The organism is Dactylosporangium thailandense, assembly GCF_059739745.1.
Genome location: NZ_AP029195.1, coordinates 6,675,748 through 6,697,342 on the forward strand (window position 1 = coordinate 6,675,748; position 21,595 = coordinate 6,697,342).

General features: G+C 73.3%; 17 protein-coding genes. 8 read left to right on the top strand and 9 right to left on the bottom strand.

The window, feature by feature from the left end; all coding sequences use genetic code 11:
- The first annotated feature begins 103 nt into the window (after nt 1-103).
- The gene (locus tag AC6JBM_RS29420; protein ID WP_497977289.1) at nt 104-1,732 is read left to right on the top strand and encodes a glycoside hydrolase family 3 protein; all 1,629 of its coding nucleotides are present in this window, start codon (nt 104-106) and stop codon (nt 1,730-1,732) included.
- Here the strand turns inward: AC6JBM_RS29420 and AC6JBM_RS29425 are convergent.
- Complete coding sequence (locus tag AC6JBM_RS29425; RefSeq protein ID WP_497977290.1) at nt 1,729-2,943, bottom strand: inositol monophosphatase family protein; 1,215 nt, start codon at nt 2,941-2,943, stop codon at nt 1,729-1,731. The genes AC6JBM_RS29420 and AC6JBM_RS29425 overlap by 4 nt on opposite strands.
- 27 nt (nt 2,944-2,970) lie before the next feature.
- On the opposite strand from AC6JBM_RS29425, the gene AC6JBM_RS29430 reads away from it, so the two are divergent.
- Nucleotides 2,971-3,714, top strand: coding sequence for a LysR substrate-binding domain-containing protein (locus AC6JBM_RS29430; protein ID WP_497977291.1), 744 nt, complete (start codon nt 2,971-2,973; stop codon nt 3,712-3,714).
- On the opposite strand, the gene AC6JBM_RS29435 is transcribed toward AC6JBM_RS29430, so the two are convergent.
- From AC6JBM_RS29435 to AC6JBM_RS29445, 3 genes are all read right to left on the bottom strand, one after another.
- The gene (locus AC6JBM_RS29435; RefSeq protein ID WP_350609631.1) at nt 3,715-5,187 is read right to left on the bottom strand and encodes a dolichyl-phosphate-mannose--protein mannosyltransferase; all 1,473 of its coding nucleotides are present in this window, start codon (nt 5,185-5,187) and stop codon (nt 3,715-3,717) included. It abuts the gene before it with no gap.
- Complete coding sequence (locus AC6JBM_RS29440) at nt 5,184-6,245, bottom strand: SecDF P1 head subdomain-containing protein (RefSeq protein WP_497977292.1); 1,062 nt, start codon at nt 6,243-6,245, stop codon at nt 5,184-5,186. The genes AC6JBM_RS29435 and AC6JBM_RS29440 overlap by 4 nt, the downstream gene beginning before the upstream one ends.
- Nucleotides 6,246-6,314: 69 nt before the next feature.
- A complete protein-coding gene (locus tag AC6JBM_RS29445; protein WP_497977293.1) occupies nt 6,315-7,592 on the bottom strand; it encodes a glycoside hydrolase family protein in 1,278 nt (425 codons plus the stop codon).
- 133 nt (nt 7,593-7,725) lie between these two features.
- Here AC6JBM_RS29445 and AC6JBM_RS29450 point away from each other — a divergent pair, with 133 nt between their 5' ends.
- Nucleotides 7,726-8,133 carry a DUF2004 domain-containing protein gene (locus tag AC6JBM_RS29450; protein ID WP_497977294.1) on the top strand — a complete coding sequence of 136 codons (408 nt, stop codon included), beginning with the start codon at nt 7,726-7,728 and terminating at the stop codon, nt 8,131-8,133.
- Nucleotides 8,134-8,137: 4 nt separating this feature from the next.
- Here the strand turns inward: AC6JBM_RS29450 and AC6JBM_RS29455 are convergent, their stop codons facing one another.
- Nucleotides 8,138-9,517: a hypothetical protein gene (locus AC6JBM_RS29455; RefSeq protein ID WP_497977295.1), complete on the bottom strand. Its 1,380-nt coding sequence runs from the start codon at nt 9,515-9,517 to the stop codon at nt 8,138-8,140.
- A 111-nt stretch (nt 9,518-9,628) separates the two neighbouring features.
- Nucleotides 9,629-12,358, bottom strand: coding sequence for a carbohydrate-binding protein (locus AC6JBM_RS29460; RefSeq protein WP_497977296.1), 2,730 nt, complete (start codon nt 12,356-12,358; stop codon nt 9,629-9,631).
- 268 nt (nt 12,359-12,626) lie between these two features.
- On the opposite strand from AC6JBM_RS29460, the gene AC6JBM_RS29465 reads away from it, so the two are divergent.
- The 5 genes from AC6JBM_RS29465 (at nt 12,627) to AC6JBM_RS29485 (ending at nt 17,343) form a co-directional block, all read left to right on the top strand.
- Nucleotides 12,627-12,839: a hypothetical protein gene (locus AC6JBM_RS29465; protein ID WP_497977297.1), complete on the top strand. Its 213-nt coding sequence runs from the start codon at nt 12,627-12,629 to the stop codon at nt 12,837-12,839.
- A gap of 120 nt (nt 12,840-12,959) precedes the next feature.
- The gene (locus AC6JBM_RS29470) at nt 12,960-14,111 is read left to right on the top strand and encodes a hypothetical protein (protein ID WP_497977298.1); all 1,152 of its coding nucleotides are present in this window, start codon (nt 12,960-12,962) and stop codon (nt 14,109-14,111) included.
- 91 nt (nt 14,112-14,202) lie between these two features.
- Nucleotides 14,203-15,039, top strand: coding sequence for an MEDS domain-containing protein (locus AC6JBM_RS29475; RefSeq protein ID WP_497977299.1), 837 nt, complete (start codon nt 14,203-14,205; stop codon nt 15,037-15,039).
- A complete protein-coding gene (locus AC6JBM_RS29480) occupies nt 15,036-16,010 on the top strand; it encodes an anti-sigma factor RsbA family regulatory protein (RefSeq protein WP_497977300.1) in 975 nt (324 codons plus the stop codon). Before AC6JBM_RS29475 ends, AC6JBM_RS29480 begins: the two co-directional genes overlap by 4 nt.
- Before the next feature lie 13 nt (nt 16,011-16,023).
- Nucleotides 16,024-17,343, top strand: a complete 1,320-nt coding sequence (locus AC6JBM_RS29485) for an MFS transporter (protein WP_497977301.1) — start codon at nt 16,024-16,026, stop codon at nt 17,341-17,343.
- On the opposite strand, the gene AC6JBM_RS29490 is transcribed toward AC6JBM_RS29485, so the two are convergent.
- The 3 genes from AC6JBM_RS29490 to AC6JBM_RS29500 all read right to left on the bottom strand — a co-directional run bounded on the left by AC6JBM_RS29490 (nt 17,253) and on the right by AC6JBM_RS29500 (nt 21,478).
- The gene (locus AC6JBM_RS29490) at nt 17,253-17,750 is read right to left on the bottom strand and encodes a phosphoribosyltransferase (RefSeq protein ID WP_497977302.1); all 498 of its coding nucleotides are present in this window, start codon (nt 17,748-17,750) and stop codon (nt 17,253-17,255) included. The genes AC6JBM_RS29485 and AC6JBM_RS29490 overlap by 91 nt on opposite strands.
- Before the next feature lie 36 nt (nt 17,751-17,786).
- Complete coding sequence (locus tag AC6JBM_RS29495) at nt 17,787-18,179, bottom strand: hypothetical protein (RefSeq protein ID WP_497977303.1); 393 nt, start codon at nt 18,177-18,179, stop codon at nt 17,787-17,789.
- An 86-nt stretch (nt 18,180-18,265) separates the two neighbouring features.
- The gene (locus AC6JBM_RS29500; RefSeq protein WP_497977304.1) at nt 18,266-21,478 is read right to left on the bottom strand and encodes a GH92 family glycosyl hydrolase; all 3,213 of its coding nucleotides are present in this window, start codon (nt 21,476-21,478) and stop codon (nt 18,266-18,268) included.
- Nucleotides 21,479-21,595 lie beyond the last annotated feature (117 nt).

Below are 21,595 nucleotides of genomic sequence, written 5' to 3' on the forward strand. Positions count from 1 at the left end.
GTGAGATTGACGCATGTTGCGACGGTCGGTGGTGGTCTGTTCCGTAGTGGCCCTCTGTCTCGCGGGTCTGCCGGCGGCGGCCTCGGCCGCGCCCGCTGACCAGGTGGAACGGCTCCTCGCGGGGATGACGCTGCCGGAGAAGGTCGGGCAGATGTTCGTCGGGTACGTGTACGGCGACAACGCCACCGCCCCCGCCCCGGCCGACGTCGCCGCGAACACGACCCGCTACGGCGTCGGGACCGGGGCCGAGGTGCTCGGGCGCTACCACCTCGGCGGCGTCATCTACTTCAGCTGGAGCCACAACCTCGCCGCGCCGGCCCAGGTGGCCACGCTGTCCAACCAGCTGCAGGCCGCCGCCCGCGCCGACACCGGCATCCCGCTGCAGATCAGCACCGACCAGGAGGGCGGGATCGTCACCCGGATCGGCGCGCCGCTCGCCGTGTCGCCGGGCAACATGGCCATCGGCGCGACCCAGGACCCGGCCGCCGCGCTCCAGGCGGCCCGGGTCAGCGGCCAGGAGCTGCTCGCGCTCGGCATCAACGTGGTCGACGCGCCCGTCGTGGACGTCAACACCAACCCGCGCAACGCCGCCGACGGGCCGCGCGCGTTCGGCGACCGCACCGCCCAGGTCGCGCTCTTCGGCGCCGCGGCCGTCGCGGGCTACCGGCTCGCCGGGATCGGCGCCCAGGCCAAGCACTTCCCCGGGCTCGGCGACACGACCGTCAACACCGACAACGGCGTCGCGGTGACCGACGAGTCCCGGGCCCAGATCATGGCGACGCACGTCCCGCCGTTCCGCGCCGCCATCGCCGCCGGGGTGCCGAGCATCATGGCCGCGCACATCGTGGCGCCCGCGCTCGACCCGTCCGGCGCCCCGGCCAGCCTGTCCCGCCCGATCGTCACCGGCCTGCTGCGCGAGCAGCTGCACTACGACGGCGTGGTCATCACCGACGCGCTCGACGCCGCGGCCCTCGCGGACATCCCGCCGGACCGGATCGTGCTCGACGCGATCAACGCGGGCGTCGACCAGCTCCTCATGCCGGCCGACCCGCCCGCGGCGATCCAGGCGGTGCTCGACGCCGTCGCGGCCGGAACGCTGCCGACGGCGCGGATCGACCAGTCGGTCCGCCGGATCCTGCGCATGAAGCGGGAGCTCGGGCTGTTCGGGCGGGGCGACGTGCCGGCGCCCGTGGTCGGCACCCCCGAGCACCTGCGGACCATGTCCGCGATCGCCGCCCGCTCGATCACGAGGCTGCGCGGGGCCGGGCTCCCCCTCGCGCCCGGCGCGCACGTGCTCGTCACCGGCTGGGGCGTGAGCACCACGCAGAACCTCACCGACGGGCTCAACGCGCGCGGGGTGGCCGCGACCCGGCTGTGGACCGGCTCGCCGTCGCCGGCCGTCATCGCCCAGGCGGTGGCCGCGGCCGGGACCGCCGACGCGACGGTGGTGACGACGAACAACGTGTGGTCGGACCCGACTCAGGTGGCGCTGGTCGAGGCCCTGCTCGCGACCGGCCGGCCGGTCGTCGTGACGTCGGTCGGCGGCCCCTACGACATCGCGTACTTCCCGCAGTCCCCCGCCTACCTGGCCGCCTACGACTACCAGCCGGTGTCGGTGACCGCCCTGGCCGACACGCTCACCGGCCGCGCGGGCAGCCCGGGCCGGCTCCCGGTCACGATCCGCACCCCGGACGGCGGCACCGTCCTGTACCCGTTCGGCAGCGGCTCTTAGAGCACGACGACGGGTTGGCCCGCGTGCCGGGGCGACTCGGCCTCGTCCAGCATCGCCGCCGCCACCGTCGCGCGGCTCACGCGCGGCGGCAGGAGGTGGCGGGGCACGTCCGGCAGCGCCAGGGTGCGCCGCCGAGGCGCGAGCGGGCCGTCGGTCAGCGGTCCGGCGTGCAGCACCGTGCCGCCCGCCGCGAGGACCGCATCCGTGGCCGCCTCCCGGTCCGGCAGCTCCCGGCGCATGAAGGTGCGCAGCAGCATCCGGCTCAGCGCGTCCGCCGCCGGAGCCGACGGGCCGATGCCCAGGGCCGCCAGCCACACGATCCGCGCGCCGGAGGAGGCGGCCGCCCGGGCGCCCGCGGCGAGCACGCCCGGCGCCTCGCCCGCGGCGATGCCGAGGCCGGACAGCACGACCTCGGCACCCCGCACCGCCCGGGCGGCGGAGGCCGGGTCGAGGACGTTCGCGGCCACCGGGACCAGGCCCGGCGCCTCGGGCAGGCGGGACGGGTCGCGGGCGACCGCGCGGACCGCGTGGCCCCGGTCGAGGGCCTGGCGCACCAGCTCGCGGCCGGTGCCGCCGGTCGCGCCGAGGACGGTCAGCTCCATCACAGGTCCGCCAGCGCCGCGAGCGCCCCGGCGTGCAGTGCGGGCGGCGCGACCAGGAGATCCGCCGCGCCCGGGCGCCAGGGCGCGCCCGACAGGTCCGTCGCGACCGCGCCCGCCTCGGTGGCCAGCAGGGTCGCGGCGGCCACGCCGGTCACCGCCGGGGCGTACTGCCAGCAGCGCGCGGCTCATGAGGGCGCCGAGCGCGCGGCCGATGCGAGCCCGCAGCTCGGCCGGCTCGTCGCCGACCTGGCTCGTCTCGACGATCGCGTCGGCGAACGCGGCCTTCGGGGAGACCGCGAGCGGGCGGCCGTCGCCGAACGCGCCCCCGCCCGGCGCCGCGGTCCAGAGCCGGTCGCCGACCGGCTGGTAGACGACCGCGAGCGCGGTGACGCCGTCGCGGACGAGGGCGATGCTCACGCACCACTCGGGCCGGCCGTGGAGCAGGTTCACGGCGCCCTCGACGTCGTCGACGGCCCACCACTCCCCCGCGTCGAGGCTCGCGCGCTCCTCGTCGTCGGTGACCCAGCGCGCGGCCGGGCGCAGGCGCCCGAGCGCCTCGCGCAGCGGGTCGCGCACGGTGGCGTCGAGGCGCGCGGCGGCCTCCAGCATGGCGTCGCGGCCGGGGAGGCGGGCGTCGTGCGCACCGGGCGGACGATGACCGCGACGCCGTACGCGGTGCGGATCAGGGCCGACGTGCACCGGCTCGTGCAGGAGGCCCGGGCGCTGCTCGCGCCCGACGCCGACGTGGACCCCGCGACCCTCACGCGCACGTTCACGCTGCGCTTCCACGACGCCATCACCGCCGCGGCCGGCCCCGGGCTGCTCGCCGCGGTCCGCGCGCGGGCGCCGGGCGTGCGGCTGCGCTTCCTGGCCGAGGCCGGCGCCGACACCAGCGACCTGCGGCACGGGCGGGTGGACGCGGAGCTCGGCTCGGCCGAGCCGGAGCTGCCGGAGATCCGGGGCGAGATCCTCGGCCACGCCGAGCGGGTCGTGGCGATCCCGGCGCGGTGGCGCGGGAAGTCGTTGACGCTGCGGCGGTACACCACCGTCCCCCACGTCATCGTCTCGCGCCGCGGGCGGCTGCGCGATCCGCTCGACGATGCCCTGGAAGCCCTGGGGCTCTCCCGCGGCACCGTCGCCTCGGCCCCGACCGTCGACGCCGCGCTGGGCCTCGCCGCCGCGATCGGCGCCGCGGTCACCGTGCCCGACCGGATGACCGCGCACGCCGTGGCCCGGCACGGGATGCGGCTCGTGCCGCTGCCGCTGCCGGCGCCCCCGGTGCCCGTGATCCTGACCTGGCACCAGCGCGACGACACCGACCCCGCCCACGCGTGGCTGCGCGACCTGCTGCGCGCCGGGGTGGCCGCGGCGCTGGGGTAGCTACACCCAGCGGTTGCCGAGCCACAGGCGGTCGAGCCAGTCGCTGTACGGGATCGGCGTGCCCGCGTAGATCGGGTAGAAGTACGCGAAGCACAGCGCGACCGCGAGCACGTACGCCCCGGCGATCACGGCCCCGGACCGGCGCCGCGCGCTGTGGGGCGCGCCGATGATCGCGCCGAGCACGTAGACGACCGCGAGGACCAGGAACGGCTCGGCCGGCAGCGCGTAGAAGAAGAACATCGTGCGGTGCTCCGGCATCGACTGGAACCAGGGCACGATCCCGGCCAGGGCCGCGGCGAGCACGAGCCACGCGCGCCCGTCGCGGCGGGCGACGGCGAGCCAGCCGAGCGCCGCCAGCGCCGGCGTGAACGACCACCACAGCACCGGGGTGCCCAGCAGCAGGATCTCGGCGGTGCAGTCGGGCGCGCCGCAGGAGACGTTGGGGTCCCAGTAGAACGGGACCGGGCGGCCGAGCAGCAGCCACTGCCAGGGCCACGACTGGTAGCGGTGCGGCTTGTCCAGCGTCGTGTGGAACGCGTACGCGGTGTCGTGGTAGTGGGCCAGGTTGACCAGCGGGTCGATGAGGCGGTCGTGCGGCAGGTTGTGCGTCGCGGCGTACCAGTGCCGGAAGTAGCCATCGTCGGACAGGAACCAGCCCCACCAGACGTTGACGTAGGCGAACAGGGCGATGCCGGCGATCGCGAGGGTCCACCCCACCGCGGGCGGGATGCTCTCGGAGATCCAGTGCCGCACGCCGGCGCTGCGGCGGGCGCTCATGTCGAAGACCACGGCGGCGAGGGCGAACAGGATCAGGTACCACAGCCCGCTCCACTTGACGCCGCAGGCGAGCCCGAGCGAGATCGCGCAGGCGATGCGGTACCAGGGGATCCCGAGCTTCGCGCGGCCCTTCCCGCCGGTCTCCACCGCGGCCAGCCATCGCGCGCGACGCTGCTCGCGGTCCAGCACCAGCAGGTTGAACGCCACGACGATCCAGAACAGCAGGAAGATGTCCAGCAGCGCGGCCCGCGACATCACGAAGTGCATGCCGTCCAGCGCCATGAGCAGCCCCGCGGTCGCGGCCAGCACCGTGGAGCGCAACAGCCGCCAGGTCGCCGTCATGACGAGCACGATCGCGGCGACGCCGAAGACGACGGCCATGATGCGCCAGCCGAAGGCGTTGTACCCGAAGAGCTGCTCGCCGATCCCGATCATCCACTTGCCGAGCGGCGGATGCACCACGTACTCGGGCTGCATGGTCTCCGGGTTCCACTCCACGCCGTGCTGCAGGAGGTCCTGGGCCTCGTTGGCGTAGTACACCTCGTCGAACATGACCTGCGGCGGATGCCCGAGGTTGATCAGGCGCAGCACGAGCGCCACCCCGCCGACGAGGATCGCGGCGAGCCAGAACGCCCGCGGGAACCGGCCCGGCCCGCCCAGCCGCCGCCGTGCGATCGCGATGCGCTCGGCCGTCACCCGACGGTGTCCGTCGCCGTGATGGTGACCTGGGCCGGGAGCGCGCCGGAGCCCAGCGTGGCCGCGAGCGCCGAGGCGGCGTCCTTCGTGTCCAGGCTGCCGCCGGAAATCTCCGCGTCGCCGGTGATGACGGCCTGGATGGTCGGGGCGGACACGACCTCGTCGTCGACCAGGATGGCGACCTGCTGGTGCAGCGCCTCCTTGGTCAGCGCCGCCCACCGGTCCTGGCCGGACGGCGTGAAGCGGATGGTGACCGTCCACCGGCCGATGTCCTTGTTCAGCGCCGCCTCGGCGTCCGCGACGTCGGCGCCGGTGGCCTTGGCCGCGTCGAGCCGGTACTTCACCGAGTCGCCGCACGCGGTCACCCCGGCGTCGTTCGGCAGCGCGTCGGCCGGGCGCTGGTTGAGCATCGCGCAGGTGATCGCGGGCACGGCGAACTGCATGGCCGGGGGCAGCGCCGCGATCTCGGCGCAGCTGAGCCGGTCGAAGCCCTGCAACTGGGCCGCCTTCGGGTCGTCCGGCCCGGTGAGCGCGGCCGCGGCCTGGTAGACGGACTCGCCGAGCTTCTGCCGGGCCGAGGCCAGCGGGCCGTCCGCGCTCGCCGGGGCCTGCGCGCCGCCCTTGCAGTCGCCGCCGGGCTGGTCCGTGGGCTGGGCCATGGTCTGATCCGTGGCCAGGCGGAACGTGAGGTTGCCGGGCGAGAGCACCGACCTGACCCGGTCGGCGTCCTCGTGCGCGGCGGTCACCCGCAGGGTGTCGGGGCCCACCGCCGTGACGTTCGGCCGGCCGACGCCGAGCTTGCGCAGCCGGTCCAGCAGGAGCGTCCGCGTCCGCTCCACCGCGCCGGAGTCGGCCGCGGCGCCGTCCTTGCCGGTCACCCGCAGCGTGTAGGCGACGTCGCCCTTGACCGGGCCGCCGCCGAAGCGCCGGACGAGCAGGACCGTGGCCGTGATGCCGGCCGCGAGGAGCAGGACCACGACGAGGGCGAGCACCAGCCAGAACCACATCGGGACGCGCCGGGCGGCCGGCGGCGGTGCGACTGCGGACGGGAAGGACATGCCGCCAGCGTACGGGCGGCATGCCCATCCGGGTGGCCCCCGGTCTCGGTCCGTGGTCAGCCTGTGGGGTCAGCCCGCGGCTCGGTACGCCTCGCCGGCCGGGGTCGGGGTGGAGCCGTCCTTGTAGAGGCCGTAGGGCAGCGAGTCGCCGACGGCCGGGAGCGAGAACCACGCGTAGCGCTCGATGTAGGAGGTGGCCTGCATCTGCGTCGTCGTGCGGGTGATGAACGAGGTGATCTGGGCCGTGCTCGGGAACTTCGGGGTGCCGCTGAAGTTCATCAGGCCGTACTCGGTGATCCAGATCGGCAGGTTGTACCGGTCGTGCACCCGCTGCACGTAGCCGAGGAACTGACCCACCGCGGCGTCGGAGAAGTCGGAGCCGTACCAGTGCAGCGTGATGAAGTCGACCCGCCGGTTCTGCTGCCGTGCGCCGGTCATGAACCGGTCGAGCCAGCCGCCGGGCGTGTCCCCGCCGTAGGCGACGGCCGGGCTGCCGAGCCGCATGCCGGTCGCCTCCAGCCGCGGCCACAGGCTCAGCGCCTGCTCCACGGTCATGTTCGACTGCTCCTTGAGGTCGGGCTCGTTGAAGCCCAGCAGCACCGCGCCCTCGCTCTTGACCTTGGCCAGGTCGGCGTCGGTGACCGCGCCGGCGCCCCAGATCATCGGGACGAACTCGGCGTTCGCGGGCATCGAGTCGTTGTTCGTGGACCAGTTGTAGTACCAGCCCGCGCCCACGTTGCGCACCGCGTCCGACAGGCCGGTGAACTGCCAGGTGCTGACGCCCTTCTTCTTGGCCACCGGGCCCGTGGTGCGGCTCGCGCTCGGCGCCGGCGACGCGGTCCGGGTGGCCGTCGCCGAGGGCGAGGCCGGGGCGCCCGGGAGCTTCCACTGCTGGTTGGCGTTGCCGGTGCAGGTCCAGATCTGCAGCCGCGTGCCGTCGGCGGAGCTGTTGCCGCTGGCGTCGAGGCACTTGCCGGAGCCGGTGTTCACGAGCCGGTTGCCCGCGCCCGCCGCCCACTTCTGCGCGCCGGTGCCGTTGCAGTCGTAGAGCTGGACCTTCGCGCCGTCCGCGCTCGAGGCGCCGGTCACGTCGAGGCACTTGCCGAGCGCGCGGACGCTCGCGTCGGAGGCGGTGACCGTCCACTTCTGGGCGGCGGTGCCGTTACAGCCCCACAGCTGCACGGCGGTGCCGTTCGCGGTGTTCGCCGCGGCGACGTCGACGCACTTGCCCGCGATGCCGGTGATCGGCGCGCCGGTGTCGGCCAGGGCGTTGGTGAGCCCGACCATCCCGACGCCCACCACGGCGGCGGCGAGCAGAACGATCAGGGGTTTTCGGCCGAGCCGCATGGCACTCCTCGATGGTTCGCGAACCTTGGCGAGCCTTAAGCTCGTCCATGCCGCGCGACCTCGTCAAGCGGTACGAACCGACTTAAGCCGGTCGTAAGCCAAACTTGAGAGAGCGCTCTCCGAGGGGGTCGGCATGGCCGAGATCGTGTGGGAGACCAGCACCGCCTTCTCCGGCCGCGAGACCGAGATCGACCTCTGGTTCGACGGCGACCGGATGGGCGACCACGTGCTGGCGAGCGTCGTGCGGGTGACCGCCGATCTGGGCGGCTACCACCTCCGCGCGCACCGGGGCATGCTCGAGGACTGGGCGCTGCCGGACTCGGCCGTCCGCTACTACCTCGCCGAGGAGCCGTCCCTCGCCGGCCTGAGCGCGGCCGACTTCGTGAACCGCCTGCATCTGGTGCGGATCGGCATCTACCCGGACTCGTCCGACCGGCCCGTGGTGTTCGACTACACCACGGGCCGGGACCTGACCGACAACCTGCTCGTCGCCGTCTTCGACACCGAGGGGCGGCTGACCGGGCTGACGGTCGAGAGCTGAACGCCTACGCCATCGGCATGACGCGGGCGATGCGGATCGAGGTGCTGTTCGCGCCCGCGGCCGGGTAGGCGGCACTGCCGTCCGGGTAGGGCTTGAACGCCTGGTAGTTGTGGTCCTTCACGCCGATGGTGAACTGGGCGCCGACCGGCGAGCCGCTGCCGGAGTCGTAGACCTGCGCCGCCATCGACGAGCCGGACTCCCAGGCCAGCAGCATCCGGCCGGCGCCGTAGGTCACCAGGTGCGGATGGGCCGTCTTCGCCGATGTCTTGACCGTCGCGTCCGAGGCGCCGGTGCCGAAGTGGTCGAGGCGGGCCTGGCCGCCCTGGCTCCACGCGGTCCAGTAGCCGGAGCTTCGGGCCAGCACCAGGTCGCCGCCGAAGAGCGTGTTGTCGCAGGCGCCGGCGGCGACGGTGCGGTACGGATGCGGCTGCGCGATGCGGCAGTTGTTGTCGGTCGCGCAGACCATCGCGTAGTGGCTCGTGCGCGGGTCCCACACGATCCGCGTGCCCCAGCTGTGGCTGCAGCCGACCTCGAAGGCGTCCTTGTGGTTCACGAGGCCACCGCCGGAGTTGACGACCTGCATGCGGTCGCCCTCGTGAATGTCCACACAGGACCCGTTGCGCACGGTGATGGCCACGCCGAAGTAGGCCGCGTAGTTGCTGCCGTCCGAGGCGAGGCGGCCGTGGTGCTGGTACCACCACACGAACCGGGCGCCGTCGTCGTAGCCGCCGAGGCTCGCGCTCAGGTTGGTGACCTGGCGATCCCAGACCTGCCGGCCGTTGTTGTCGAACCGGACCATGTGCATCGTGTTGCACGGGCTCGACGAGCCGCCGCAGAGCGGGCCGTCGTGGCACTCGCCCTTGCGGGTCAGCAGCAGCACGCCGCCGTTCGCGTCGGCCGAGACGTCCTGCAGGTCGATGCCGTCGAAGCTGGTCGGCGTGCCGGCGAGCTTGTCGTCGCAGCCGAGCCGGCCCAGGTACACCTTCCCGTTGGTGCCGAGCCAGGCCAGCCACGAGCCGCCGTTCGGGGTCGCGGCGATGGCCATCGGCAGCGGGTCGGTGTCGCCCTCCCGGCCGTAGCCGGTGACCGCGCTGCCGACGGCGACGTCGGTCACCTTCACCACGGGGGTTCCGCTCGCGGCGCGGCCGCACGGCCCGGTCTCCTTCGCCGGGGCGGCGCTGCTCGCGGCGGCGCTCGAGGGCGCCCCGGCCGCGGCCAGCGCGGCGGTGTCGCCACCGTCCGATGAGGACCGGGCCGAGGCCGCCGGCTCCCCGGACGGAGCCGAGGAGGACGAAAAGGCGGCCACGGCGCCGATGCTTGCCGCGACCGCAAGGCCGGCGACCGCGGCAATGACGACGTGCCGGCGAGAGAAGGCGAGGTTCACGCGGCGAATATAGGGGCCGGAAAGGGGCGTCCGGCGGCGGTAAACCAAACTTAAGCGAGGCATAAACCCGCCGCCGGACGTGGCCTTACGTTGTTACTTGTCACATGAAATCTACATGTTCCAGACCTGGAACTCCGAGATCTGCCCGGCGGGCCAGCCGGTGTTGGCGGTGATCGTCACGCGCCAGTACCGCTGCGTCGTCGCGGGGAACGTGAGCGTCACGGACGGGTTGAAGGTGTAGGTCCCCGAGGCGACGGTGGTGAACGAGGTGCCGTCGCCGGACGCGCTCAGCGTCAGGGTCTGGTTGCGCGCGCCCCAGGACGCCGGCAGCTGCAGCACGACCTTCGTGGCCGAGCGGGCCGAGCCGAGGTCGACCTGCACCCACTGCGGGAACGCGTTGTTCGCACTCTCCCAGTAGGTGCCCTGGTTCGAGTCGGTGACGTTGCCCGAGCCGTACACCTGGTTGTGCGACGACTCCGAGGTGGCCCGCCCGGCCGCGAGGTTGGTCGGCGTGGGCGTGCCGCCGCCCTGCGTGAACTGGAGGCTGTTGAGGTTCCAGCCGCCGTTGTCCTGCACGAGCGTGAGCACCTGCTGGCCGGCCGGGAGCGTGAGCGTCGCCGTGGCGCTCCCCCACGCCTGCCAGTCGCCGGTGGCCGGCAGGTTCACCGCGCCGGTCAGGTTGGCCCCGGCCGCGTTCGCGATGTGCAGGGCGCCGGTCACCGCGCTCGGGGCCGCGACCCGGGCCGTGAGCGTGTACTGGCCGGCCGCGGCGACGTTCACCGTGTACCGGAACCACTGCCCGCCGCTGGTCCAGCCGAGGTTGTAGCCGCCGCCGGTGTCCGAAGTGGACTCCAGGTCGACGCCGTCCGCGCGGTAGCCGTTGCCGGTGCCGTTGACCGAGTTCACGCTGTACGCGAGCCCCTGGCCGCCGGTGTCGTAGTTCTCGGCCTGCACGGTGCCCGGGATCGCCGCGGGGGTGCCGCCGAACGGGGCCTCCACCGGGCCGCCCCCGCCCTGCCAGCTGTTGCCGCTCAGGGTGGCCGCGAAGCCGGCGGAGTTGTTGAGGTACGCCGTGGAACCGCTCTTGAGCCCGGTCACCGTGTTGCCGGTGATGCTCGCCGAGCCGCTCGGGGCCGGGTAGAACGGCGGCGCGACGACGACGCCGTTGCGGCCGGGGTTGGTGACGGTGTTGTTCTGCAGCAGCGTGTTCGTCGACTGGGAGAAGCCGATGCCGTCGTACAGCGAGCTCACGACGGTGTTGTTCGCCGCCGTGACGCGGTCGACGACGCCGACGTTCTGCCCGTCGCCACCGTTGCCGATCTGCAGCGCCGGCTGGCCCTGGCTGTAGCCGTTGCCGCCCGAGCGGGTCACGACGTTGTTGGAGACGGTCGCGCCGAGCAGGTCGCTGCCGTTGACGCCGAAGCGGCCGGCGCCGAGGCCGATGTAGCGGGCGGTGTCACTGATCGCGTTGTACTGCACGTCGTGCCCGCCGCCGCCGTAGATCCCGATGCCCTTGCCGCCCCACGGCGCGACGATCGTGTTGTTGGTGAACGAGATGTTCGCCATCGGGGTGTAGTACGTGCGGTTGCCGTTGGCGTCGGTGTTGTAGTTCACCGAGTTGATCGCCATGCCGTCGTCGCCGGTCCCCCGGACGAAGTTGTTGGTGGCGCTGAGGTTGTTGCCGACCGAGTTGTTCAGCGACACGTTGTTGAGGTTGATGCCGTCGGCCCAGATGGTGGTGAGCCGGCTGTTGCGGACCTGGCCGCCGGTGCCGGACGCCCAGAATCCGGACAGCGTGTGCTGGGTCCAGATGTCGTCCGCGACCCAGTTGGTGCCGGTGGTGTCCATCGCGCCGCCGGCGCCGTCCACCGAGGCCCGGCTCGTGGCGTTGGAGTCGATGTGGAAGTCCTTCACCGTGCACGACGTGAGGTCGAAGACGGCGCCCAGGGGCTGCGGGTTCGGCAGCGGCACGGCCCGGTAGATCGTGCTGTACCAGGGCCCCGCGCCCGCGATCGTGATGCCGGTCGCGTGCAGCCCGCTGGTCCCCTTGAGGTAGAAGGTCCCGGCCGGGATCCACAGCGTCCTGGCCTGCGACTGGGCCTGGTTGATGCAGGTCTGGATCGGCCCGGTGCTGTCCAGGTTCGGGTTGTCCGCGGCCGCGCCGCACGAGGTGATCGAGATCGAGTTCGCCGGCTGGGCGATCGGGGCCGGGTTCTCCACGTCGACGACGTCGATGTCGTAGAACGCGGCCGTGTTCGCCGCGTCGCGCTGCAGCGCGAAGGTCCCGCCGGGCGCGATGGGCGCGCCGGTGACGAAGGTCCGGGCCTCGTCGAAGAACACCCGCGGGTTCCCGTCGGCCGGGTTCTGGTCGGCGCTGTCGTTGTAGTGGTTGTTGCCCTCGTAGACCCACGACTGCTTCGACGTCAGGGTGAGCGCCTGGCGGTAGGCGCCGTCGACGTACAGGTTCAGCGAGGCGGTGATCCCGCCGCCGCCGGGCGCGTCGGGGATGCTGGCGCGCACCACGATCGCGCTGATCGGCCGGCCGGTCGTGTTCGTCCACTGCACCTTCTGGCCGGTGGCGGCGAGGTGCGCGTACGCGTGGCCGGACGCCTCCAGGGCCGCGCTGGAGTACTGCGTGGTCGGCGCCGCGGTCAGCGCGACCGTCGTCGCGCCGCCACCGAGGGTCCCGGCCTCGGCCTCGTAGCTGGTGAACGGTGTCGTGGCCCCGGCGGTGGCGGCCTGGGCGGGGGTGGAGGCGACGGTGAGCGCGGTGCCGACCAGGGCGGCGACGGCGAGGGGCGCCACCGCCCGCCGCGCCGCACGCATCGATGCTCGTGGCATGAGGTGTCCTCTCTGGAACCTGCGCGCGTAGCGGCGCGCGCAAGTATTTGCAGAAAACACTCTCAGAGCTGACGCGTCAAGTATGCAAATTTTTCAGTCTGCGATCCACACAGCGACGCGCGGGGAACACCGGTCCCGTCGTGCGCCACTAGATTGATCCGGGTGGAGGGTGTGCGGATCGGCGACGGGGCGCTCGGCGGGCGCGGGGTCTACGCGGCGCGCGACTTCGCCGCCGGAGCGGCTGCCGGAGCTGGTCGACGCCGGTGCGGTGGCCTGGCGGCACGGGGTCGCGCTGCGCGGGCGGGACGCGGTGGTCCCCGCGCTGCTCCGGGACGACCGCGCGCTGCACGACGTCGAGTGGCTGATCGGCACCGGCCGCTGGGAGGCCCTGTGCTCCGCCCGGTGCGGCGGGCACCACCTGAGCATGCTGCTGCGGGTCGTGGCCGGAAACTGGCAGGTCGTGTACCAGCACACCGCCTGACGCCGGCGAGGCCCGGAACCCGTCCGGTTCCCCAGGCGCCGGCGGGTTCTAACCGCCGCACGGTTCGCGGGGCGAATCCGCTCGACGTGCGAGAACGGACGGTCAATGTAGAGTGACCGCGTGGTCACTGCGGCGCTGACGTCGGGGGATGCACAGGCATCCGACTATTGCCACAAACGGGGCCCGGCCGAGGTCCGCTGCTTCTACGTGATCAATCCGCGCTCGCCGCACGGGGGCTGGGCACTGCGGGAGGTCGTCCGGCCGGCGTTCCTCGCGCTGCGCGCCGAATTCGGGCTCTCCGTCGAGCCGCTCGCGTTCGGGGAGCTGCCCACGCCGCGGCCGGGCCTCATCACCTACGTCGTCTACGGGCCGACCGACCCGCTCGGCATGGGCGAGGACGAGAAGGCGTACCTCGCCGCGCTCGCCGCCGCCGGGGTGCGCACGAACGTGCTCTCGGCCTACGAGCTGACCGCCGACGGGCAGGACCGGCCCGGCTACGAGCGGGCCCGCACCGCCGTGCCCGAGCTGTGCGACGAGCTCGACGTCAACGCCATCTACCCCGACGAGATCGACCGGCGGCGCGGCATCCGGACGAACACCTGGCAGGACGTGTACGTCAACGTCATCGGCGAGACGATCCGGGTGAAGTACACCCCGACGCGCAGCCTCGAACCCGTCGACACCGCGGCGCGGGAGCGGCTCGGCGCCAGGCACGCCGGGGAGATCGCGCAGCTGGCCCGGGTGCACCGGGAGCACCGGCTCTGGCAGCGCAAGCCGTGGACGGACGGGTCGATCCTGTTCTCGCACGACGGGCACTGGTTCGTGTCGCAGACGGTCACCGACAAGACCCTCATGACCGCGGCCGACTTCGACCTCGTGACCTCCTACGACGAGGGGCGGCGGGCGCTGACCTACACCGGGCCGCGGCTGCCGAGCTCGGACGCGCCCGAATACCTGATGCTGAGCACGCTGCTGAGCATGCACGGGCGGCGGCCGCGGCTCATCGTGCACTTCCACCACCGCGAGCTGACCCGCGGGTCCCGCCACCGCGAGCTGGTGACCGCCGAAACCGTCGAGTGTGGACGGTTCGAGGCGGGGCGGCGGTTCTTCGCCGAGCTGCGCGCGAAGTCGACGGACTGGTTCATCATCCGCGAGCATGGGATGGTGTGGACCGGCGACTCGGCCGCGGAGTTCGAGCAGTTCGTCCGGCGGGTGCTCCGCCAGGGCGCCGAGACAACTGATCGGGCTAGGCCGTTCGGCCAGGCGGTGTAGCCCGCGGGATGGAACCAGCGCCCAGCCATCGGTGATGATCACCGTTCACGGTACCGTGTGATGATCCGAGCACTGCGAGTGAGGTGACGACGTGGTGGGCACCGCGACCCTGGCCGGGCTGCAGGCCGGCGACCACGTCTGCGTCCCGTTCAGCGGCGACGGCGTGCGCACCGGGATCATGGAGAGCTTCGTCCGCGGCGCCCTCGACGAGGGCGACAAGGTCATCTGCTGCACCGTCCAGGACGACCCGCGCGAGCTCGCCGCCGCGTTCGCGGGCCACGACCCGCGGATCTCCGACGCGCTCGCCCGGGGGCAGCTCATGATCGGCAGCGCCGCGGAGAGCTACCTGGCCACCGGGCGCTTCGACGCCGAGCGGACCGCGGCCGGCTGGCACGGCGTGATCGCCCGGGCCCGCGACGAGGGCCACCCGGGCCTGCGGGTCATCGCCGACATGAGCTGGGCCACCGGCGCGGTGCCCGGCACCGAGCGCCTGCCCTGGTACGAGGCCGAGGTGAACCGCATCTTCGCCGGCGGCTTCGCCCGCGGGGTCTGCCTCTACGACCGGGGCACGTTCACGCCGGCGCGGCTGCGGCGCTTCATCGCCACCCACCCCGGCACCGTCGAGCCCGGCGATCCCCAGCCGCCCCAGCTGCGGATGCGGCACACGAGCGAGCCCCGGGGCCTGGCGCTGACCGGCGAGGCCGACATCGCGAACCGGGCCGCGCTCGCCGCCGTCCTCGACGGGCTGCGCGACGACCTGCCCGGCGACGACCCGCTCACCATCGACCTGTCCGGCCTGGAGTTCGCCGACGTCGCCGCGGCCGCCGCGCTCGTGGCCACCGCCCGCCGGGTGCCCGGCGTGCGGCTGGCCGGCGCGAGCAAGCGGCTGGCCGGGCTGCTCGATCTCGTCCGGCAGGCGGACGCGTGAGGGCCGGCGCCCCGGCCGGGCACCGCGGGTTCTTCCACGAGGCCGCCCTCTACCACTCCGACGAGGAGTTCCTCGCGATCGTCACGCCGTTCGTCGAGGAGGGCCTGGCCGCGGGCGAGCCGGTGGTGGCGGCGTTCGGGCCCCGCCGCCAGGCCCTGTTGCGCGACCGCCTCGAAGGCACCGAAGGCACCGGCGGCACCGGCGGGGCGGTGGACTACCTGGCCGGCGAGGAGCACTACGCGCGGCCGGCCACGGCGATCCGCCGGTACCGCGAGCTGCTCGCCGAGCACGTGGCCGCCGGGTCCGCCCAGATCCGCATCGCCGGGGAGATCCCACACCCGGGCGTCGCGGGGCCGTGGGACTGGTGGGGCCGCTATGAGGCCGCGTGCAACCAGGCGTACGACGACTTCCCGCTGTGGGGGCTGTGCATGTACGACGTGCGCGTCACCCCGCCGGACGCGCTCGAGCAGGTGCGGTGCACGCACCCGTTCCTCGCCACCGCCGCCGGGCACCACCCGAACCCGGACTTCGCCGACCCCGCGGACTTCCTACGCGGGCGGCCCTCGACCTGGCGCGACCCGCTGGAGCGCACCCGGCCCCGGCTCCTGCTCGTCGACCCGATGCCGGCCGAGGTCCGCGCCGCCGTCGACGCCGCGGGCGCGCACGGCGGCGTCGACCAGGCCGACGTGCGCGGGCTGATGCTGGCCGCGAACGAGGTCGTCACGAACGCGATCGTCCACGGCGTCCCGCCGGTCGAGGTGCGGGTGTGGACCGCCGAGCGGCGCATCCTGGTGCGGGTCAGCGACGCCGGCCCGGGCCCGCGCGACCCGCTCGTCGGCCTGCGCCCGGTCCGCTCGGCGACCGGCGGCCTCGGCCTGTGGATCGCGCACCAGACCTGCGCCTACGTCGACCTGCGCCAGGAGCACGGCCGGTTCACCGTCCGCCTGGTCGCCGGCCGGCCCGAGACGTGACCGCGCGGCGAGGATGCGGCCGGTCCGGCGCACCTACCTGACGCTCGTCCTGCTCAACGCCCTCGCCGTCTCCTCGATCTGGGGCGTCAACTCGCTGCTGCTGTTCGAGGCCGGGCTGTCCAACACCGAGGCCCTGGCCGCCAACGCCTGCTTCACGCTCGGCTTCGCCCTCTTCGAGGTGCCGACCGGCACCGTCGCCGACACCCGGGGCCGCCGCGTGTCCTACCTGCTCGGCGGCGGGACGCTCGCCGTCACGACGCTGCTGTACTGGCTCGCCTGGCGCCTGCACGCGGGCGTCGCGATCTGGGCGGTGGTCTCCGTCCTGCTCGCCCTCGGGTTCACGTTCTTCTCCGGCGCGACCGACGCCTGGCTGGTCGACGCGCTGCGGTCCCTGGGCTACGACGGCGCGCTGGAGCCGGTGTTCGCCCAGGCCCAGGTCTGCAACGGCCTCGGCTCCCTCGCCGGCTCCCTCGGCGGCGCGTTCATCGCCCAGGCCACGAACGTCGGCGTGCCCTTCCTCGTGCGCGCCGCGCTCCTGCTCACCCTCACCGCCGTGGCCTGGCGGCTCATGCACGACATCGGCTTCACCCCGAGCCGGGCCGGGCGCCCGCTCGCGCGGATGCGCACGGTCGTGTCGGCGTCGCTGCGGTACGGCTGGCGGCGCCCGGCCGTGCGCTGGGTGATGCTCGGCGCCTGGGCCGCGGCCGGCGTGTCCTACTACGTCGCGTTCACGATGAAGCCGTACCTGCTGCAGCTCGCCGGCGACGACCGCGCCTACGGCCTGCTCGGGGTCGCGGCGGCGCTGCAGGCCGTCGCGCAGACCGCCGGCGGGCTGCTGTCGCCGCTGTTCCGCTCGGTCTTCCGGCGGCGCGTGTCGGTGCTCCTCGCCGGGGCGCTGCTCAACGCGGCGGTCCTGGCCGCGTTCGGCATGGTCACCGGGGTGCCCCTCGCGCTGGCCCTGCTCGCCGCCTACAGCCTCGTCACCGCGGGCGTGCTGCCCTCGCGGCAGGCGTACCTCAACGGGCTCGTCCCGAGCGACCGGCGCGCCACCGTGCTGTCGTTCGACTCGCTGGTCGCCTCCAGCGGCGGGGTCGTGCTCCAGCCGGCCCTCGGCCGCGCGGCGGACGTGTGGGGCTACGCGCACTCGTTCGTCCTCGCGGGCCTGCTGCAGCTCGTGGCGCTGCCGTTCCTGCTGGCCGCCCGCAGCCGCGAGACGCCGCCCGGGCCGAGCGCCGGGGCGGATCAGCCGGTGACCGGGGCCGCCGGGTCGGTCACCGGGGGCAGGCTCGACCAGGGGAAGTTGATCCAGCGCTCGGTGCGCCGCCACACGTAGTCGCAGGTGACGGTCGAGCCGGGCTTCTCGTACAGCACGGCGCAGCGGACCTCGGCGACCCGGCCGGCGCAGAAGTCGCGCACGACCTCCAGCGTCGCGCCGGTGTCCGCCACGTCGTCGGCGATCAGGACCCGGGCCGCGGACAGGTCGGCGAGGTCCGGCCGGGGATCGAGGATCATGGGGGCGTCGAGGCGCTCGTCGACGCCGGTGTAGTACTGGACGTTGAGCATGTGGATGCTCTTGACGTCCAGGGCGTAGCTCAGCGCGCCGGCCACCAGCAGGCCGCCTCTGGCCACGCTCAGGACCAGATCCGGGCGGAAGCCGTCGTCGGCGACGGCCTGCGCCAGCTCGCGGGCCGCCCGGCCGAACGTCGGCCAGTCGAGCACTTCACGGTCCTGCTGCTCCATCTGGCGGAGCATACAGATCATGGGTGAACCCGCGGATCAGTGGTGAGCCCGGGTGGGAGCGTCGGGGCGCCGCGGGGCGGGCGCCAGGGTGACGACGTCCAGGGGCGCCGGCACGAGCGCGGTCTCCAGGCGGGAGGACTCGGCGGCCTGGGCCTGGGTCATCAGGTCGTCCCCACCCTTGAGGGCGATCGCGCCGCCCGTGATCGTGATCAGCAGCGCGCCCCAGGCCAGAGCCGGGGCCCGGCGGCGACGGGCGTGTCGTCGCCGGGGCGGCTGCTGCGGTGGGTTGAGGTTGACCGGGCTGACGTGGCGCGGGTGATACACGGGTTGGGCGGGCCGCGGCGGGATCGTCGAGCGCCGCGGCGGGGCGGGCGGGATATAGGCGATGGGGATGACCCGGACGTACGGGCGAACGAGGGCCGGAGGCATGCAAGGAACGTAAGCCCCATCGGCCCTCGCCGATCCTGTTCGAGCCGGGTGAGCAGACGAATCACCCGCCGCCTCACCCGTGTCGCTCAGCCGAGCGCGCGGAACTCGTAGATGCGCGTCGCGGCGTCCGTGGTCTGGGTGGGCGTGGCGACCGTCAGGCGGACGTAGCGGCCCGACACCGCCACGGGGTGCGCGGTGTTCGCGGCCGTGTTGTTCGTGACCGTCACGGCCCTCGTCCACGTCGTGCCGTCCGTGGACACGTCGATCGTGAAGGCCTTCGTGTTCCAGTCCGCCGACTCGCCGCCGGCCTGGGCGTGGGCCACCTCGAAGCGGCTGATCGACCGCGTCGCGCCGAGGTCGACCTGCAGCGTCGCGTTCGCCGACACCGAGCAGTACTTGTCGCCGTTGCCGCCGTTCACCGTGCCGTTGACCGCCTTCTCCGGGCCCTCCGTCGACGCGCACGCGGCCGAGCCGGTCGCCGGGCGGTTGAGCGCCCAGTTGGTCAGGGCCGGGCCGTAGGCCTCGAGCTCGTAGATGCGCGTGGCATTGTCCGACGTCTGGGTCGGGGTCGTCACGTTGAGCCGGACGTAGCGTGCGGTCGTGGCCGGGATCTGGTGCGTCGTCACGGGATCCGCGTTGTTCGTGACCGTCACCGGGGTCGACCAGGTGCTGGCGTCCGTCGACGTCTGGATGGTGAAGGCCTTGGTGTTGTACGCCGCCTGCTCGCCGCCCGCGCCCGCGTGCTTGACCACGAAGCGGTTCAGCGTCTGCGCGGTGCCGAGGTCGACCTGCAGCCAGGCCGAGCCGCCGCCGGAGCAGAACTTGTCGGCGTTGCCCCCGGTCACGCTGCCGTTGACGGCCTTGTCCGGGCCCTCCGTCGTGGCGCACGCGGCCGAGCCGGTCGCGGCCTTGCCCTGGGCCAGGTTCGGCTGGGCGGCCGGCGGGGTGGTGTGGTTCGCCGACGGCGGCGTGTCGCCCGCGCCGGTCCCCCACGCACCCGGGGTACCGCTGACGCTGTAGTTGAGGGATGCGCCGTGGGCGATGTCGGCCTGGGACAGCCAGGTGCGGGTGAACGCGGTGCCGTTGAGCGTCGCGGTGCCGATGTAGCGGTTGGCGTCGGTCACGCCGGGCGCGGCGATGGTGATCGTGCCACCCTGCTGGGACCCGAGCGTGCCCACGGTGACCTTGGCCGACGGGAACTGCGGGGTGCTGACGCCGTAGAAGTTCGCGCCGTTCATGAGCGGGTAGAGGCCCAGCGACGCGAAGACGTACCAGGCCGACATGGTGCCGAGGTCGTCGTTGCCGGTGACGCCGTTGGGCCCGTTGGCGAACAGCGTGTACGCGGCCCGCAGGACCGTCGCCGTCTTGTACGGCTGGCCGGTCCACAGGTAGGTGTAGGGCGCCAGGAGGTCCGGCTCGTTGTTCGGGTTGTAGGTCGTGAAGCTGTAGTAGTCGTAGGCGCCGTTGACCCAGGTGTTGTGCGCGGTGCCGGACGGGTCGCTCAGCAGGCTGTTGTAGGCGAAGAACTGGTCGAGCCGCGTGTTCGCCGCCGCCTTGCCGCCGAGCAGGCCCACGAGGCCGTCGGGGTCCTGCGGGACGAGCCACTGGTACTGGTACGCCCCGGCCTCGTGGAACGTGTGCGCGCCGTCGGTCGGCGAGTACGTGCCCGCGAACACGCCGTTGGCGTTGCGGGGCCGGAAGAACCCGATCGACGGGTCGAAGAGGTTGCGGTAGTTCTGGCCCCGCGCGGCGAGCACGTCCGCGTCGGCGGTGTGCCCGAGGGCCCGGGCCATGAGGGACAGTGCCGAGTCGGCCGCCGCGTACTCCAATGTGGACGAGCTCGGGTACTGGCAGTCGTGGTCGAAGGAGTTCGTCGGGGTGCACGTGACGCCGGTCGGGACGTAGCCGAGCGCGGTGTAGTACGGGTTGCCGTTGCGGCCGTTGAGCCCGGTCGCCGCGGGCGGGGTGCCGAACGCGTTCTTGCGCAGCGCCGTGTAGAACTGCTCCTCGTAGCCGGACAGCAGCCCGCGCGACCACAGGTCGACGAGGAACGGGGTGACCGGGTCGCCGGTCATCGTGTTCGTCTCGGTGTTGTCCAGCGCCCACCGGGGCAGCCAGCCGAACTCGCGGTCGACGGCGAGCAGCGACAGCGCCGAGTCGCGGGCCACCTGCGGCTCCAGCAGCGCCACGAGCTGGTTCTGGGCGCGGTAGGTGTCCCACAGCGAGAACGTCTGGTACGGCGTGTAGCCGGACGCGGTGTGCACGGCGTTGTCGAAGCCGCGGTAGCTGCCGTCGACGTCGCCGGCCAGGTTCGGGTGCAGCAGGGAGTGGTACAGCGAGGTGTAGAAGGCCACCTGCCGGTCCGTCGTCCCGCCGTCGACCTCGGCCTTGTGCAGCTTGGCGTTCCAGGTGTCGTGGGCGGCCTGCCGTACCGTGTCGAAGTTGAAGCCCGCCGAGGAGGTCTCCGCGCTCAGGTTGGCCCGCGCGCCGGGCAGGCCGGTGTAGGAGAGCCCGACCTTCACCGTGACCGAGCGGTCGGAGCTGGTGTCGAAGCGCACCCAGCCGCCCTTGGCGCCGCTGCCCGACGAGGCCCGGGAGCCGCCCGTGAACGTGGAGCCCGACCAGGTGCCGAACGACGCGAACGGCCGCGAGAACTGGGCGGTGAAGGAGACCGTGTGGGCCGGCGAGGAACCGCAGAACCCGCCCACGGTCACGGATCCCTCGACGGTGTCGCTGCCCACGATGGACACGCTCGAACTGCTCGCGCCCTGGGTCTGGCCGCGCGCCTGGGCGGTGTTGAACAGCACGTTGGACTCGGTGCCGGCCGGGAACGTGTACCGCTGCCAGCCCGTGCGCAGCGTCGCGCTCAGCTCCGCGGTGACCCCGCTGGGCAGCCCGAGCCGGTAGTAGCCCGGCGTCGCCTGCTCCTGGCCGTGGTTGAGCCCCTGCCCGTAGGTGTTCGGGTCGTTGCTGTTCACCGCGCCCACGGTCGGCATGAGCGGCACCTCACCGGCGACGGGGCAGCCGACGCCGGACAGGTGCGTCTGGGAGAAGCCCCAGACCTTCGTGTGGTCGTAGTTGTAGCCGGTCCCCCACCCGGTGTCGGGGCTCACCTGCACCATCCCGAACGGCAGCGCCGCACCGGGGAACGTGTTGCCCTCCTTCTGCGTCCCGATCAGCGGGTTCACGAGACCAGTGAGGTCGGCGGGTACGGCGGCCCGGGCGGGCGCGCCGAGGGCGGTCACGGTGACGGCGGCGGCGCATGCCGCGGCCAGGACGTTGCAGAGCAGCCTTCTCACGTCGCTCCGATCGATGAACCGGCGAGGGGCCGCCGACCGCCGAATCGACGCTCGTGAAGGTTCTCCCATCCCAGGGAGATCTGTCAATACTTAACAATTACCGTGCCGGGCCGGCAC

Coding starts and splice junctions, on each gene's coding strand:
- AC6JBM_RS29445 (WP_497977293.1), bottom strand. CDS start 7,592: ATGCGGCTCGGCCGAAAACCCCTGATCGTTCTGCTCGCCGCCGCCGTG.
- AC6JBM_RS29425 (WP_497977290.1), bottom strand. CDS start 2,943: ATGCTGGAGGCCGCCGCGCGCCTCGACGCCACCGTGCGCGACCCGCTG.
- AC6JBM_RS29450 (WP_497977294.1), top strand. CDS start 7,726: ATGGCCGAGATCGTGTGGGAGACCAGCACCGCCTTCTCCGGCCGCGAG.
- AC6JBM_RS29495 (WP_497977303.1), bottom strand. CDS start 18,179: ATGCCTCCGGCCCTCGTTCGCCCGTACGTCCGGGTCATCCCCATCGCC.
- AC6JBM_RS29460 (WP_497977296.1), bottom strand. CDS start 12,358: ATGCCACGAGCATCGATGCGTGCGGCGCGGCGGGCGGTGGCGCCCCTC.
- AC6JBM_RS29485 (WP_497977301.1), top strand. CDS start 16,024: ATGCGGCCGGTCCGGCGCACCTACCTGACGCTCGTCCTGCTCAACGCC.
- AC6JBM_RS29440 (WP_497977292.1), bottom strand. CDS start 6,245: ATGTCCTTCCCGTCCGCAGTCGCACCGCCGCCGGCCGCCCGGCGCGTC.
- AC6JBM_RS29490 (WP_497977302.1), bottom strand. CDS start 17,750: ATGGAGCAGCAGGACCGTGAAGTGCTCGACTGGCCGACGTTCGGCCGG.